General features: G+C 63.8%; 15 protein-coding genes. 4 read left to right on the top strand and 11 right to left on the bottom strand.

The window, feature by feature from the left end; all coding sequences use genetic code 11:
• Window positions 1-213 precede the first annotated feature (213 nt).
• On the bottom strand, window positions 214-642 hold the full coding sequence (locus HCZ87_RS05530) for a GNAT family N-acetyltransferase (protein ID WP_167642770.1): 429 nt from the start codon (window positions 640-642) through the stop codon (window positions 214-216).
• Window positions 639-1,784 (bottom strand): succinyl-diaminopimelate desuccinylase, encoded by a 1,146-nt coding sequence (gene dapE, locus HCZ87_RS05525; RefSeq protein ID WP_167642769.1) that lies wholly within the window; start codon window positions 1,782-1,784, stop codon window positions 639-641. Before dapE ends, HCZ87_RS05530 begins: the two co-directional genes overlap by 4 nt.
• A gap of 380 nt (window positions 1,785-2,164) precedes the next feature.
• Here dapE and HCZ87_RS05520 point away from each other — a divergent pair, with 380 nt between their 5' ends.
• Together HCZ87_RS05520 and HCZ87_RS05515 are read left to right on the top strand one after the other, a co-directional pair.
• A complete protein-coding gene (locus HCZ87_RS05520) occupies window positions 2,165-3,325 on the top strand; it encodes a Hint domain-containing protein (RefSeq protein WP_254868530.1) in 1,161 nt (386 codons plus the stop codon).
• A gap of 73 nt (window positions 3,326-3,398) precedes the next feature.
• Window positions 3,399-4,466, top strand: coding sequence for a transporter substrate-binding domain-containing protein (locus tag HCZ87_RS05515; RefSeq protein WP_167642768.1), 1,068 nt, complete (start codon window positions 3,399-3,401; stop codon window positions 4,464-4,466).
• Between the two features lie 2 nt (window positions 4,467-4,468).
• On the opposite strand, the gene HCZ87_RS05510 is transcribed toward HCZ87_RS05515, so the two are convergent.
• The 4 genes from HCZ87_RS05510 to HCZ87_RS05495 form a co-directional block, all read right to left on the bottom strand.
• Window positions 4,469-4,837, bottom strand: coding sequence for a hypothetical protein (locus tag HCZ87_RS05510; protein WP_167642767.1), 369 nt, complete (start codon window positions 4,835-4,837; stop codon window positions 4,469-4,471).
• Window positions 4,838-5,042: 205 nt separating this feature from the next.
• On the bottom strand, window positions 5,043-5,870 hold the full coding sequence (dapD, locus tag HCZ87_RS05505; RefSeq protein WP_167642766.1) for a 2,3,4,5-tetrahydropyridine-2,6-dicarboxylate N-succinyltransferase: 828 nt from the start codon (window positions 5,868-5,870) through the stop codon (window positions 5,043-5,045).
• Window positions 5,871-5,996: 126 nt separating this feature from the next.
• Window positions 5,997-6,596, bottom strand: coding sequence for a GntR family transcriptional regulator (locus HCZ87_RS05500; RefSeq protein ID WP_167642765.1), 600 nt, complete (start codon window positions 6,594-6,596; stop codon window positions 5,997-5,999).
• Between the two features lie 46 nt (window positions 6,597-6,642).
• Window positions 6,643-7,596, bottom strand: a complete 954-nt coding sequence (locus HCZ87_RS05495) for a threonine/serine dehydratase (protein WP_167642764.1) — start codon at window positions 7,594-7,596, stop codon at window positions 6,643-6,645.
• Window positions 7,597-7,756: 160 nt separating this feature from the next.
• On the opposite strand from HCZ87_RS05495, the gene HCZ87_RS05490 reads away from it, so the two are divergent.
• On the top strand, window positions 7,757-8,605 hold the full coding sequence (locus HCZ87_RS05490) for a TIGR00730 family Rossman fold protein (protein WP_167642763.1): 849 nt from the start codon (window positions 7,757-7,759) through the stop codon (window positions 8,603-8,605).
• A gap of 124 nt (window positions 8,606-8,729) precedes the next feature.
• Here HCZ87_RS05490 and HCZ87_RS05485 read toward each other — a convergent pair whose 3' ends face one another.
• The 5 genes from HCZ87_RS05485 to serB all read right to left on the bottom strand — a co-directional run bounded on the left by HCZ87_RS05485 (window position 8,730) and on the right by serB (window position 12,971).
• Entirely contained in the window at window positions 8,730-8,930 is a 201-nt protein-coding gene (locus HCZ87_RS05485) for a hypothetical protein (RefSeq protein WP_167642762.1), read from the bottom strand.
• Window positions 8,931-9,190: 260 nt separating this feature from the next.
• Window positions 9,191-10,381 carry a 23S rRNA (adenine(2503)-C(2))-methyltransferase RlmN gene (gene rlmN / locus HCZ87_RS05480; protein WP_167642761.1) on the bottom strand — a complete coding sequence of 397 codons (1,191 nt, stop codon included), beginning with the start codon at window positions 10,379-10,381 and terminating at the stop codon, window positions 9,191-9,193.
• A 233-nt stretch (window positions 10,382-10,614) separates the two neighbouring features.
• Complete coding sequence (locus HCZ87_RS05475) at window positions 10,615-11,148, bottom strand: invasion associated locus B family protein (protein ID WP_167642760.1); 534 nt, start codon at window positions 11,146-11,148, stop codon at window positions 10,615-10,617.
• A gap of 181 nt (window positions 11,149-11,329) precedes the next feature.
• On the bottom strand, window positions 11,330-12,088 hold the full coding sequence (locus HCZ87_RS05470) for a TSUP family transporter (RefSeq protein WP_167642759.1): 759 nt from the start codon (window positions 12,086-12,088) through the stop codon (window positions 11,330-11,332).
• A gap of 7 nt (window positions 12,089-12,095) precedes the next feature.
• The gene (gene serB / locus HCZ87_RS05465) at window positions 12,096-12,971 is read right to left on the bottom strand and encodes a phosphoserine phosphatase SerB (protein WP_167642773.1); all 876 of its coding nucleotides are present in this window, start codon (window positions 12,969-12,971) and stop codon (window positions 12,096-12,098) included.
• A 234-nt stretch (window positions 12,972-13,205) separates the two neighbouring features.
• Between serB and HCZ87_RS05460 the strand changes: the two genes are divergently transcribed.
• Window positions 13,206-14,351 carry a phosphoserine transaminase gene (locus HCZ87_RS05460; protein WP_167642758.1) on the top strand — a complete coding sequence of 382 codons (1,146 nt, stop codon included), beginning with the start codon at window positions 13,206-13,208 and terminating at the stop codon, window positions 14,349-14,351.
• The last annotated feature ends 45 nt before the right edge of the window (window positions 14,352-14,396 follow it).

The following is a 14,396-nucleotide window of genomic DNA, read 5'->3' as shown; positions in this document are numbered from 1 at the left end:
AGGTGCGCTGCTGGGCCCAAGGGAATGATTTGTATCTGTGATGCAAAGCAGACGCGCGGGAGCGCGCCGGTCGTGGGGCGTGGCATTAGGTCAGCTGTGCTGACCTAATGTTTCGCGCACGAAACAATGGGGCAGGGGTATTGCCACTTTTTATGGGCGTTGCGAGGGCAGCGCGCGCATAGATCTGGCGTAAGCTCCTGATAGCGCAACGGCTTAGCCCAGCGATTTGGCCATATCGCGGTGCTCGATCCCGGCATCGAGATAGATCGGGCCATAGGCGGTGAAGCCGAGTTTTTCGTAAAACCCCAGCGCATGGGTCTGCGCGCCGAGCTTGGCCCTGGTGACGCCCTCATGCCGCGCGGCCTCGGCGACGCAGGCCTCGATCAGCTTGGCGCCCAGGCCCGTTCCGCGGGTGGATTTCAGCACACAGACGCGGCCGATCTTGGCGGTGTCACCTTGAAACACCACACGCGCGGTGCCCATCGGCACGCCGTCCTGCGTGGCGATCAGATGAGTCGCGGTGTCATCCAGCGCGTCGCGCTCCTCTTCCACCGGCACGCCCTGTTCCTCGACAAAAACCTCAAAGCGCAGCTTCAGGCAGCTGTCGAGATCATCGGTGACGTCAATCCGCAGCGCGCTCATGCGAAATAATCCGTGAGGATGCGGGTATAGATGGATTTCAGCTGGTGGATCTGCGCCACCTCGACGCATTCATCGACCTGATGCATGGTCTTGCCGACCAGGCCGAACTCGACCACCGGGCAATGGGATTTCACAAAGCGCGCATCCGAGGTGCCGCCGGTGGTCGAAAGCTCGGGCTGCTGGTTGGTTTCGACCTGCACCGCCTGCGCCACCAGCGCCGAGAGCGCCCCGGGCGGGGTGATGAAGCTCTCGCCGGAGATTTTCACCTGCGTGTCGATCCTGAGGCCGAACTCCTGCGCGACCTTATCTGCCTCGCCCCGGAGCCAGTCGCTGAGCGCCGCGCCGGAGTGCAGATCGTTGAATCGGATATTGACCGCTGCCCGCGCCTGCGCCGGGATCACATTGGTCGCCGGGTTGCCGGTGTCGATGGTGACAATCGCCAGCGTCGAGGCGTCGAAATGCTCGGAGCCCTCGTCCAGCTGGTGGCTGGCAAGCCGGTCCATCAGCCGCGCCATGCCGTTGAGCGGGTTATTGGCGCGATGCGGATAGGCGGAATGCCCCTGCACGCCGGTCACCGTGAACCAGGCGGTCATGGAGCCGCGCCGCCCGATCTTGATCATCTCGCCCATATGGTTGGGGCAGGTGGGCTCGCCCACCAGGCAGACAGACATGGCCTCGCCTTCGCGCTCCATATAGTCCAGCAGCGCGGTGGTGCCGTCCTCGGCGGGGCCTTCCTCGTCGCCGGTGATGGTCAGGACGATCGCGCCATCCGGCGGCGTGTTGCGGGTGAAATCAATGGCGGCGGCGACAAAGGCGGCGACGCCGGATTTCATATCGGTGGCGCCGCGACCATACATCACCCCATCCACCACCTCAGCGCCGAAGGGATCATGCGTCCAGGCGGTGGCATCGCCGATGGGCACCACGTCGGTATGGCCGTTAAAGCCAAAGCTGCGGGCATGGCCCTTGTCGCCCCAGCGCGCAAAGAGGTTGCTCACCCCGCCGCGATCCACCCGCGTGCAGTGAAAGCCCGCCGCGCTCAGCAGCCCCTCCAGCAGAACCAGCGCGCCGCCCTCCTCGGGCGTGACCGAGGGGCAGCGGATCAGATCGGCGGTCAGCTGGACGGGATCGGTGGCGGTCATCGGCGGGCTCCTGTATTGCTCTGCCCTGACCTAGCGCGGTTTGCGGGGTGGGTGCAATTGGCAGCCGTGCTGTGGCGGAAATACCGGGGCGAGGGGAGCGGCGGTGATTGTGGTCCTGACAGGGGCCACGCGCCGTGCTAACATGCCCCTATAACAGACCGAAGCATGGGACCGGGGCGGCGCCAAGATCGCCCGCATATGCGACGAGCAGGACTAGCAAAACCAGATTTCATTTCCTGTCGAGCCATAGGCTCCCGGTGGGATATGGCAGATGTTTCAACGTCTTGCGCCGCGCAGCTCCCCGACCGGGAACTTCGGGACTGAAACTGAGGGACGCCCCGGGCACAAAAGGCCGATCAACGTGCCGCCCGGGGCCAGACATGACGACGCGCGGCGAGGTGCAGGATGGCAGGCAAGAGGCAACACAGCAGGGCGCGGCGATGAGCTGGCTGGGGCTGTGGGATTGCGATGGTCGGTATTTCGATCCTGCCGGGCTGACGCCGGAGGGCGAGCACAGCTGCCTGTTGCTGCGCGAAGAAAATGCACTGCTGGCGCGGGGCTCCCTGGTGCTGGAGGCGCGTTTGCCGGATGCGGGCCAGCCGGAAACCCTGATCCGCTTTGACCAGTCCGGCGATTGGCCGATCCGCTTTGTCCTGACCGCAACGCCCGAGGGTGGCATCGAGCTGGAGCTGGCGCAATATGGCGGGGATGTGCAACGGCTGGCGGTCACCCTGCCAGCGGCCGGGCGGGCCGATAAACTGCGGCTGACCCTGAGTTGGGATGCGCCGGCGTTTCAGGGGCGCCTGGCGGTGGAACGGCTGGACGGGGATCGCGCCTGCATCACCGAAATCACAGCCCCGCGCCCCTGGCGGCTGGTCGATCTTCAGGCGCTTCTGACCCAGGCGCCGCAGAGCTTTATCGCCACAAGTGTGGAATATCTCGCCCTCTCGGCGCGCTGCGAGCCGGTGGGGCCGGCGCCGGGGCTGGCGCTGGATACGCCAATGCTGACGGATCAGGGGCCACGCCCGCTCTCGGCGCTGCGGCGGGGGGATCTGCTGCGCTGTGCCAGCGGTGCCCTGGTGCCGGTGCTGCATGTGTTGCGACGCGAGCTGCCGGCGCGGGGCAGCTTTGCGCCGGTGCGGTTGCGGGCGCCCTATCTGGGCCTGACGCAGGATCTGATTCTCGCGCCCTATCAGCGAATCGCGCTGACCGGATCCGAGGTGGAATACCAGTTCGGCCGCGAGGCGGTGCTGGCTCCGACGGCGATGCTGACCGGCAGCCGGGTTGCCGAGCGCGACCACCCGGGCGGGCCGCTGATCCGCTATGGTCAGGTGATCCTGCCCGGCCACGAGGTGCCGCTGGCGGCGGGTCTCGGCGTGGCGAGCCTGTTCCTCGGACGGCTTCGGCGGGACCGATCTGCGCTGGCAGCGAGCATCGCCGCCGGGATCGACCGCAATGACCTGCCGGAACACGCAGAGCCCTGCTATCCTGTGCTGCGCGCCCATGATGCCATCGTTCTTGCGGGTCAACGTCTGGCCTGAGCGTGTTGGGACTTGATAAACAAGGGGTTTCCCCTCTAAGGCAGAGCGAATTACCGCCAATGAGACCTCGGAAATGACCCTGCGTTCCTTTTGCCTCAGCCTGTTTTTCCTCCTCGTGAGCCTCTCCGCCCTGCCGCTGCGCGCGGAGCAGCAGATTGTCGTCGACACTGTGACCCGCCCGCCGTTTTCGATGTCGGTGGGCGGCTATGACACCGGCTTCAGCATCGACCTGATGCGGGAGGTGGCCAAGCGGCTTGGCTGGGACATGCGCATCAACCGGGTCGAGAGCTTTGCCCAGATGCTGGAGCATGTGGAAGCGGGCACGGCGGATATGGCGGCGGCCAATATCTCGATCACCGCAGAGCGCGAGGCGGCGATGGATTTCAGCCAGCCGATTTTTGAGAGCGGTTTGCAGATCATGCTGCGGGCCGAAGATGTCTCGGAGCCGAGCCTGCTGGCGGCGCTGCTGTCCTGGGATCTGCTTGTGGCGATCGGTATCGCCTTTGTGCTGCTGCTGGGCGGCGGCATGTTGATGTGGGTTTTTGAACGCCGGGCCCAGCCCTATTTTGACCGCCCCCTGCGCGAAGCCTGGTTTCCGTCCTTTTGGTGGGCGCTCAATCTGGTGGTGAACGGCGGGTTCGAGGAGCGGGTGCCGCGCAGCATCATGGGGCGGGTCTTTGGGGTGACGCTGGTGCTGTCCTCGCTGTTCGTGGTGTCGATCTTTGTTGCCAAGATCACCGCAGCGATGACGGTGGAGGCGATCAACGGCTCGGTGAACTCGATCAATGATCTATACGGCAAGGACGTGGGCACCATTCAGGGCTCTACCGCCGCCGGTTTCCTGGACCGGCGCGAGATCGAATATGCCGCCTTTCCCGATCTGGGCACGATGCTGACCGATTTTGAAACCGGCCGGACCCGGATCGTGGTTTTTGATGCGCCGGTTCTGAACCACTATGTCAAGACAACCGGGGCCGGGATCGGCCAGGTGATGGGGCGGACCTTCCTGACGGAGAATTACGGAATCATCCTGCCGCAGGGGTCAAAGCTGGTGGAGCCGGTCAACCGCATCCTGCTGGAGATGCGCGAAGACGGCAGCTATGAAACCCTGTATCGCAAGTGGTTCGGCAGCCGCTACTGATGTTAGTGCAGGACGCCGCTGTCGTCGTCTGAGGCGCTCAGCTCATCGCCGAAGAAAGGCGTCATCTGGGCCACGATCACCGCGTTTTCGTCCAGGGCACGCTGCATCAGGCTGCGTTCCTCTTCGCCGATCTCATGGCCTTCGTCCTCGCGCTCGGCCAGGGTGCCATAGCCGGTGACATCCAGCGGCGCGGTGTCCGCCTGTTTCAGGATCGCCACGGTTTCGCGCACCGCTTCGGCCTCGTCCACGCCGGAGGCATAGATCATCAGCGCCGCGCCGGTCGCACCGTCGGGCAGGCCGTCGCCGTCTTTGCGACCGATTTGAACCAGCAGCGTATAGACCTGCTGACGAGAGGGTTTCTTCTGTGTCATGCGCCTGCCTTAGACGGCTGGGACGGGGGAGGTCAAACCAATTTGCCCCGCAGCGCGCGAAATCCCAATGGGCGGGGGCCTGAGCCTATGAGAGCGGCCCATTCGCGGGATCTGTGAAATGATCCCTAGAGCAGTGTTTGCGGGATAGCAGATCGCGGGCAGCGCCCCAAGGCGCGCCCCGTCAGGGGCGCGCTGCCGGAGCGTATCAATCGCGCAGCAGTTCGTTGATGCCGGTTTTGGAGCGCGTTTGGGCGTCCACCCGTTTCACGATCACGGCGCAGTAGAGGTTGATGCCATTCTTTGAGGGCATGGAGCCTGCCACAACCACGGAATAGGGCGGCACTTCGCCATACATCACTTCGCCGGTTTCACGATCCACGATCTTGGTCGATTTGCCGATGAACACGCCCATGCCCAGAACCGAGCCTTCGCGCACGATGCAGCCTTCGACCACCTCTGAGCGGGCACCGATAAAGCAGTTGTCCTCGATGATGGTCGGGCCAGCCTGCATCGGTTCAAGAACGCCGCCGATCCCGACGCCGCCGGAGAGGTGCACGCCCTTGCCGATCTGGGCGCAGGAGCCGACGGTGGCCCAGGTGTCAACCATGGTTCCCTCGTCCACATAGGCGCCGAGGTTCACGAAGGAGGGCATCAAGACCACGCCGGGTGCGATGAAGGCGGATTTGCGCACGACGCAGTTCGGCACGGCCCGAAAGCCCGCGGCCTTCCACTGGTTGTCGCCCCAGCCTTTGAACTTGCTGTCGACCTTGTCCCACCAGCCGGCCCCCTGCGGGCCGCCGTCGTGCTGTTCCATGTCCTTGATGCGAAAACCGAGCAGAACCGCCTTTTTGGCCCATTGGTTCACGTGCCAGTCGCCGTTTTCCTGTTTTTCGGCAACCCGCAGCGTGCCGCTGTCGAGGGCGTTCAGCGTGTCCTCGATGGCGTCGCGGGTTTCGCCTGTGGTGGCGGAGGTGATGGTGTCACGGGCCTCCCAGGCGGCCTCGATTGCGGTTTCAAGCTGCGCGTTGGACATGTTTGGGCTCCGGTTTCAGGTTGGATTCGGGCGCTTATAGCGACAAACTCCGGGCAGGTCATGCCCCGAACGCGGCCTCCTGCATCGGCGATACGGCGTGATCGGTGCGCGCCCGGCGGGTGGGGGTCAGGCGACCCGGCGCAGGTGGCGTCGCAACAGATCGCAGGCGCCTGTGGTGTCCTGCGCGCGGACCGCATCCAGCAGCGCGGCATGATCGGCATCGGGCCGGGGCACCCAGCGGTCGCGCCAATAGGCAAAGAGGTGGCGCGCGGCGGTGATGTGCAGATCCTCGATGGTGGCCAGCAGGCGCGGCATGGCGCAGGGCGCCAGCAAGGCGCGATGAAACTGCTGGTTGCCACGATTCCAGGCGAGGATATCCGCAGCGCCGTCACAGGCCAGGCGCGCAGCCTCCAGCGTGGCGAGGCTATCCGCATCATGGTGCGGCAGGGCGTGGGTCAGGGCCAGCACCTCCAGCGCCACCCGCATCTCGATCACCTCACGGATTTCGGTCGGCTCCAGCGATGTGACGCGCATGCCCTTGTGCGGAATGGACTTCGCGAGCCCTTTGGCCTCCAGCCGCAAAAAGGCCTCGCGCACCGGCACATGAGAGGTGTCGTAGTCGCGAGCGATATAATCCTGGCGCAGCTTTTCGCCGGGCGGCAGATCGCCGGTGACGATCCGCTCCATTACGGCGTGAAAGATCTTATCGGCTGCGGTTTCATTCATCCCTGTTCGATAGGGTGCGGGCGCCGATATCGCAAGAGGGGCGTGATCAGGCGAAGGCGGCCTCCAGCTGCGTGGCGGGATCGCTGAGCGGGTCCGGGGCGATATTGCCACCACAGAGCAGCACCGCGACCTTCTCGCCGCGTTCGGGCAGGTAAGCGCCGCACATCAGGGCGGCCAGCGCGGTGGCGCCAGCCGGTTCCACCAACAGCCGATGGTCACGCCAGAGCGCGTGCTGGGCCGCCTCGATGGCGGCATCGGGAACCACCACGCTGGGGGTGCGCTGGTCTTGTGCGAGCTCAAAGCAGATATTGCCGATCCGTTTGGCGCCAAGCGCGTTGGCGGCGATGCCGCTGACCTCAACGTCGACCGGGGCATTCGCCAGCAAGGCGGATTTGAGCGCACAGGAGGTCGCGGGCTCCACCGCGACCACCTTTCGGCGGCCCTGGAACCAGCCAAGCGCGCCGCTGATCAGCCCGCCGCCGCCAACCGCGATCAGTACCGTGTCGGCCTCCAGCCCCTGTTGTTCCCATTCGGCAAAGAGGGTGCCCTGTCCGGCCACGGTTGCGGGGGCGTCATAGGCATGGATCTGCATGGCGCCGCTCTGGCGTTCCCAGGACTGCGCCGCCTCCAGCGCATTGGCGTAGGCGCCGTGCACCACCTCCAGATCGGCTCCGGTGGTGCGAATGAGGTTGATCTTGGTGTCGCCGGCGATCTCGGGCACGAAGATTTTCGCAGGATAGCCCAGGGCACGGGCGGCGAAGGCCACGGCGGCCCCGTGATTGCCCCCGGATGCGGCCACCACTCCGGCCTCGGGCACGGGTTCCGAGAGCAGGGTGTTGAAGGCGCCACGGGCCTTGAAACTGCCCGCGTGCTGCATCTGCTCCAGCTTCAGCGCCACCGGACAACCGAGGCCGAAGCTTTGCACATCCAGCACAGGGGTTTGCACCACATAGGGGGAGATCCGGCTATGCGCGCCGGAGATCAGGGGCTTCCAGTCCATCGTTTCGCCTTGTGTGTCCATCGTGTGTTTGCAGTTGCAGCATAGCCTAGGGGTTTCCTGACGAGAGGCAAGGGCGCATCGGGATCAGCGCTGGCTCCGTCCTGGGAAGCAATGTATGAGGGGAGCTGACCTTTGAGACAGTAGACAGGCAAGAATTGATATGAGTGACGACCGCCACAGCCGTTTTCCCGACGCGCGCGTTGACCGTAGCCGGGTGGAGCATATCCCGGTAACACCACAGACCCAATCGCCGGTCTATCAGCTTGCCTTTGCGGATGATGGCTTCCTCTGTCGCGAGGAGCTGCGTCCGGTGCGCTTGCAGCTGGAGCTGCTGAAACCGCAGCTGATGCTGGATGAGGCCGGCGTCGAGAGCACCGTGGTGATGTTTGGCGGCGCGCGTATTCCGGCACCCGCCGACAAGGACAAGGCGCGCACCCAGACGCTTGCGGATCTGAGCCATTTCTACGACGAGGCCCGCGAATTTGATCGCCAGATGACGGAGAAATCCAAGGCCACGGGCGGGCGGCGTCACGTGGTGGTGACCGGCGGCGGTCCCGGTGTGATGGAAGCGGGCAACCGCGGTGCGGTGGAGGCCGAAGGCGTCTCGGTCGGGCTCAATATCGTGCTGCCGCATGAGCAGGCCCCGAATGAATATGTCACGCCGGAGCTTTGCTTCAACTTCCACTATTTTGCGATCCGCAAGATGCACTTCCTGATGCGCGCCGAGGCGATCTGTGTCTTTCCCGGCGGTTTTGGCACCCTGGACGAGATGTTCGAGGCGCTGACACTGATCCAGACCGGCCGGATGGAGCCAGTGCCCTTCCTGCTGTTTGGTCGGTCCTTCTGGGAGAAGATCATCAATTGGGACGCGCTGGCGGATGCGGGCACCATCTCGGATCAGGATCTTGAGCTGTTCAAATTTGTCGAAAGCGCCGATGAGGCGATCAAGGTGATCGACAGCTGGAATCCCGCCCCCGCGCGGCAGAACCTGCCCGGGCGCGACCGCTGAGTGTTCTTTCCTATGTTAAATGAGGTGTTTCGGACGCTGACGCGTCCGACCCGCGCGGAACGGGCGGAAATATCTTTCAGATATTGGGGTTTGTTGGGGCGAAGCTGCGCTTCCTAAACTCGGCTCACGCCATATCCGCGGGCAGCGCACCAAGGGCTTCGCCGCGGGGCAGCCGGGTCAGGATCTGCGTTCCGGCTTCATCGCGGATGCCAAAGCCGTAGCCGCGCAGCCGAAACTGCCATTCCCTTGCGCTCAGAGCCTTGAGCCGCTCCTCGCGCAGCAGCGTCAAAATCCCTTCGTCCATCGTCGTCATCTGCTGTCCCATGGGTCTCTGCCTCGTTGTTTGTCGGTGATCCCTTGCGGATCATTGTTTCCAGGTCAGAGACTGTCGGCGAGTTGGGGCAGGAATTTTGCGGAAATGTGAAAATGTGATGGCGCGAAGGCAGACCTCGCAGCCACCACGTGTCACCGGGCGCGTTGTTCGAGGACAGCACCGAATGATATATGCACGACACCGCACGCCACGGCGCGTAGATGATGTCCTATCACCGGATACGCTGCATTGGTGGTCAGTTCTGGCGCTGCCTACTTGCTGACGCCGGCCTCGGCTTCGATCTGCTTGCGGCTTTTGCGCGCGCGCTCGGTGGCCGATTTCAGCTGGCCGCAGGCCGCCATGATATCTTCGCCGCGGGGCTTGCGGATGGGCGAGGCATAGCCTGCCTGGTAGATGATATTGGCAAAGGCGTGAATGCGGTTGTTTGACGAGCGCTTGTAGGGCGCGCCGGGCCATTCGTTAAAGGGGATCAGGTTGATCTTGGCCGGAATCTTGTAGCGCTTGATGTAATCCAGCAGGCGGTGCGCGTCCTCATCGCTGTCATTCACCCCGTCCAGCATCACATATTCAAAGGTGATCCGTTCGGAATTCGACACCTTCGGGTAGTCGGCCAGCGCTTGCAGAAGCGTGTCGATTTTCCAGCGCTTGTTGATCGGCACCAGCACATCGCGGGTCTCGTCGGTGGTGGCGTGAAAGGAAATCGCCAGCAGGCAGCCGATCTCTTCGGCGGTGCGCGCGATTTCCGGCACCACGCCAGAGGTCGAGAGGGTAATGCGGCGGCGCGACAGGGAGATCCCTTCCGGGTCCATGGCGATCTTCATCGCATCCCGCACGTTGTCGAAATTATAAAGCGGTTCGCCCATGCCCATCAGAACGATGTTCGAGAGCAGGCGGGTTTCATCCTTCGGCGCGCCGGGGGTGGGCCATTCCTCCAGATCGTCGCGCGCCATCATCACCTGGCCGATGATCTCCGCCGGAGTCAGGTTGCGCACCAGCTTTTGCGTGCCGGTGTGGCAGAAGGTGCAGGTCAGCGTGCAGCCCACCTGCGAGGAAATACACAGGGTGCCGCGATCCTCTTCGGGGATATAGACCACCTCGACCTCGTGGCCACCGGCGATGCGCACCAGATACTTGCGGGTGCCGTCGCTGGAGACCTGACGGCTCACCACCTCGGGGATGGTGATTTCAAACAGCTCTTCCAACTGGGCGCGATAGGCCTTGGCGAGGTTGGTCATCGACGCAAAATCGCGCACACCCCATTGATAGATCCACTGCCAGATCTGCCCCACCCGCATCTTGGCCTGCTTCGGCGGCGTGCCGTTTTCAATCAGCACGTCGTGCATCTGCGCGCGGGTCAGGCCGACAAGGTTGATCTTGCCGCCCTCTGGCAGTTTGCGGGGCAGCGTCAGAACATCTTGGGTAATCGGCGCGGAGGCGGTCATGAGACAAACTCTCTGGCTGGGAACGGATCTAGGTTGGATGCGGCTCTATATAGGGTTTCCCCCCGAGATCAAAAGGAATCTCGCTCAACCCCGCTATGCGCTGGGCCGTTCAAGGCGCCGCCTTCCCCCTTCTTCTAACCGAAAATATCCCGGAGCGCGAGGCAGAGCCTCGCATAGAAAAACGGCGGCGCCCTGCGACCCCGCCGTTGAAAATCCCGCACCTTCGGCCAAGTTCAGCCAGCGCAGCGCTTTTCTGCATCCTCGATGGCGGCGGTAAAGCCCAGCAGGGAGAAGCTGTCCTGGGTTTGCGTCCCGCGCGAGGACCGGGCGGTCAGCACCGCATCGGTGCCCCGTTTCATCGCGGTGATGATCTTGGCGTCATCGGTGGGCGTTGCCGGCCAGGCCCATTCGCCTTCGGTAAAGAGCTCAAACTCCGAATCGCCAATTTTCATATTGACGGTGGAGCCGGGCGCGAAGGGATAGCCGCCGGTAAAGGTCACCTGACCCTTGTTGCCATTGTCCGGGCGGTAGAACACGAACAGGCGGATTTCGCTGCGGCGCACGGCGACCACCCGGCCGTCGCGGGTGTTGACCGTTTCCTTCGGGCGGGAGACGCCGATGCATTCACGCGGAGAGGTTTCCTCAAAAACGCTCCAATCCACATGCGCGCCGACGCGGTTTTCTGTTGTTGCTTGCTGTGCGCTTGCGGCTGTGGCCATGCCAACCAGCATAAGCGCGCCTGCCAAGCGACGGAGTTTCAATGCCATGCGTCCCGCCTCCAAGACTTCGTGTCCTCAATTGTCCGAGGGCTCTTTGCGATGTTTTGCACATCGTCTTTGCCCGTGCCTTATGATCCTTGACAAAAACATATTCGCGACACAAGGGCCATGCGCAAATGGCCGCTTTGGCGGGTTTCTGCCGTCTTTTCCCTGAAAATGCCGTGAGCGGTTACAGCAAATCCCAGATCAGCTTCAGCGCCAGGGTGAGTGAGGTCAGCACCAAGAGCGGCTTGATCACCCGCGCGCCCTGTTTCTGCGCCAGCCCGGCGCCCACCCGAGCGCCTGCGATCTGGGCGCAGCCCATGGCGAGCCCGGTGAACCACCAGGGTGTTGCCACCACCGCAAAGGCGGCCAGCGCGCCAGCGTTGGAGGCGAAATTCAACAGTTTGGTATGGGCGGTGGCCTTGAGAATGCCATAGCCCGCAAGGCCGACAAAGGCGAGCATGTAGAAACTGCCCGCTCCCGGCCCCAAAAGCCCGTCATAGGCGGCACAGAGCGGCACCATGCTGGCGGCAAACAGCGCGGGCGTCAGGCGGCGGGCACGATCGGTGTCATCGAGCCCCTTCTTGGTGGCAAAGAACAGCGCAATCCCGATCAAAAGCACCGGCAGCGCGTAGCGGATCAGCTCCACCGGCAGCACCGAGACCAGAAGCGCGCCGCCGATGGAGGCAAAAAACGCGATGACGGCGGATTTCCACTGGCTGCGGAAATCCACATGACCGCCGCGGGCATAGGTGATTGCCGCGGTGGCCGCCCCAAACAGCCCCTGGATCTTGTTGGTGGCCAGGGCCGTCACAGGGTTGGCGCCGGCGATCAGCAGCATCGGCACGGTGATCAGCCCACCGCCGCCCGCCACCGCATCAATAAAACCAGCGGCAAAGCCCGCCCCCACCAACAGCAGCAGCGTTTCAAACCCGACCTCGAACATCTGCAGGCTATCCTTTGAAGTCGCTGTGGGCGTAGCCCTGCACATAAAGCAGCGCCGTGAGGTCGCCGTGGTTGATGCGGATCTCGCATTCCGCCGCGACCGAGGGTTTGGCATGCAGCGCCACGCCCGCGCCCGCCCGTTTCAGCATCCCGAGGTCATTGGCCCCGTCGCCGACCGCGATCACATCCGCCTCTGAAAGACCAAGCCGGGCGGTGATCTCCTCCAGCGCCTTCACCTTGGCTTCGCGGCCCAGGATGGGCTGGCCAACCGTGCCGGTCAGCTTGCCCTCGGCGGTGATCAGCGTGTTGGCGCGGTTCTCGTCGAAGCCCAGCTCCGCCGCGACCCGGGATGTAAAGGCGGTGAAGCCGCCCGAAACCAGTGCCGCATAGGCGCCATTGGCCTTCATCGTTGCCAGCAGGGTCTTGCCGCCGGGCATATAGGTGATGCGCGTGTCGAGCACCTGAGCGATGACGCCCTCGGGCAGGTCTTTCAGCAGGCCGACACGCTCGGTCAGCGCGCCGTCAAAATCCAGCTCGCCATTCATGGCGCGGGCGGTGATATCCTTGACGTGCGCGCCGACACCGGCCTCCTCGGCCAGCTCGTCGATGCATTCCTGCTGGATCATGGTGCTGTCCATATCCGCCAGCAGCATCTTCTTGCGCCGCCCGTCAGCGGGTTGCAGCACCAGATCGACCCCGATGGCTTGCAGGTCGGCCCAGACCTGCCACTGGTTGTCGGGGCGCCGGGGCAGGGGGAATTCGGCAGCAACGCCGGGGTTCAGCCATTTGGTCTCGCCGCCGCCCCAGGCGTTCCTGAGCGAGTCAACAAGGCTGGGCTCCAGCGTCGGCTGAGCAGGGTTCACAAGAATCGTCGCGACATACATCTGGGATCTCCGGTTCATGCGGCTCTGCATGTCTTAGCGGGGCCTTGCCGGGGGCGCCAGCGCCGAACCCGCAGGCGGCGAAAGTTTCCGATCCGCGACGAAATGTGTCGCGTTATTTTCCAGAACGCCGCAATTGGGCGATTTTTCCTGTTGCGCGGCGCTGCGCCGCCGCATAGCACTGGCGGCAGGACACCCTTCCCTAACGAAGGGCGCTTATCTGGAAGGGTAGCAGCAATGGCTATTGAACAACCGGCAACGCGGCCGGGTAATCCGCGTTTTTCCTCCGGCCCCTGTGCCAAACCCCCTACATATGATCTGTCCAAACTCGCGGATGCGCCTCTGGGTCGCAGCCACCGCGCTGCCGTCGGCAAAGCCAAGCTGCTTGCCGCCATCGAAGGCACACGCGAAGTTCTGGGCATCCCCGCAGACTACAAGATCGGCATTGTGCCCGCCTCGGATACCGGCGCGGTTGAAATGGCGATGTGGAACCTTCTTGGCGCCCGCAAGGTTGAGATGCTCGCATGGGAAAGCTTTGGCGCAGGCTGGGTGACCGATGTTGTCAAACAGCTCAAGCTGGACGCCGAGGTGAAGACCGCTGACTATGGCGAGATTGTCGATCTGGCCACGGTGGATACCAACAACGACGTGGTGTTCACCTGGAACGGCACCACCTCTGGCGTGCGGGTGCCCAATGGCGACTGGATCGCGGATGACCGCGAGGGGCTGACCATTTGTGATGCGACCTCTGCCGCATTCGCGCAGGAGCTGCCCTGGGACAAGCTTGATGTGACGACCTTCTCCTGGCAGAAAGTGCTGGGCGGCGAGGCGGCGCATGGCGTCATCGTGCTCGGCCCCCGCGCGGTAGAGCGGCTGGAAAGCTACACCCCCGCATGGCCGCTGCCGAAGATCTTCCGCCTGACCAAGGGCGGCAAGCTGATCGACGGGATCTTTACCGGTGCGACGATCAACACGCCCTCGATGCTGGCGGTTGAGGACTACCTGTTTGCGCTGGATTGGGCGCGTTCTGTTGGTGGACTTGAGGGGCTGATTGCCCGGGCCGATGCCAATGCGGAGGCGATCCACGCCTTTACCACGGCCAATGACTGGATCGACAATCTGGCGGTGGATGCGGCGACGCGGTCCAATACCTCTGTCTGCCTGAAGTTCACCGACGCCCGCATCAAGGACGGTGCGAGCTTTGCCAAGGCGGTGGCGAAACGGCTTGAGGCCGAAGATATCGCCTATGACATCGGCGCCTATCGCGATGCGCCTGCCGGTCTCAGGATCTGGTGTGGTGCAACGGTGGAAACCGCCGATATCGAGGCGCTTCTGCCGTGGCTGGCCCATGCCTTTGAGGCCGAGATCGCCGCACAAGGCTGATGACACAAGACGGCCCGGCAGAGACCGCCGGGCTGCGCTCTCCCC

Origin of the sequence: Phaeobacter sp. HF9A, from assembly GCF_011806385.1 — a bacterium.
Lineage (GTDB): Bacteria > Pseudomonadota > Alphaproteobacteria > Rhodobacterales > Rhodobacteraceae > Epibacterium.
This window is presented reverse-complemented; position numbering and strand designations above follow the sequence as displayed.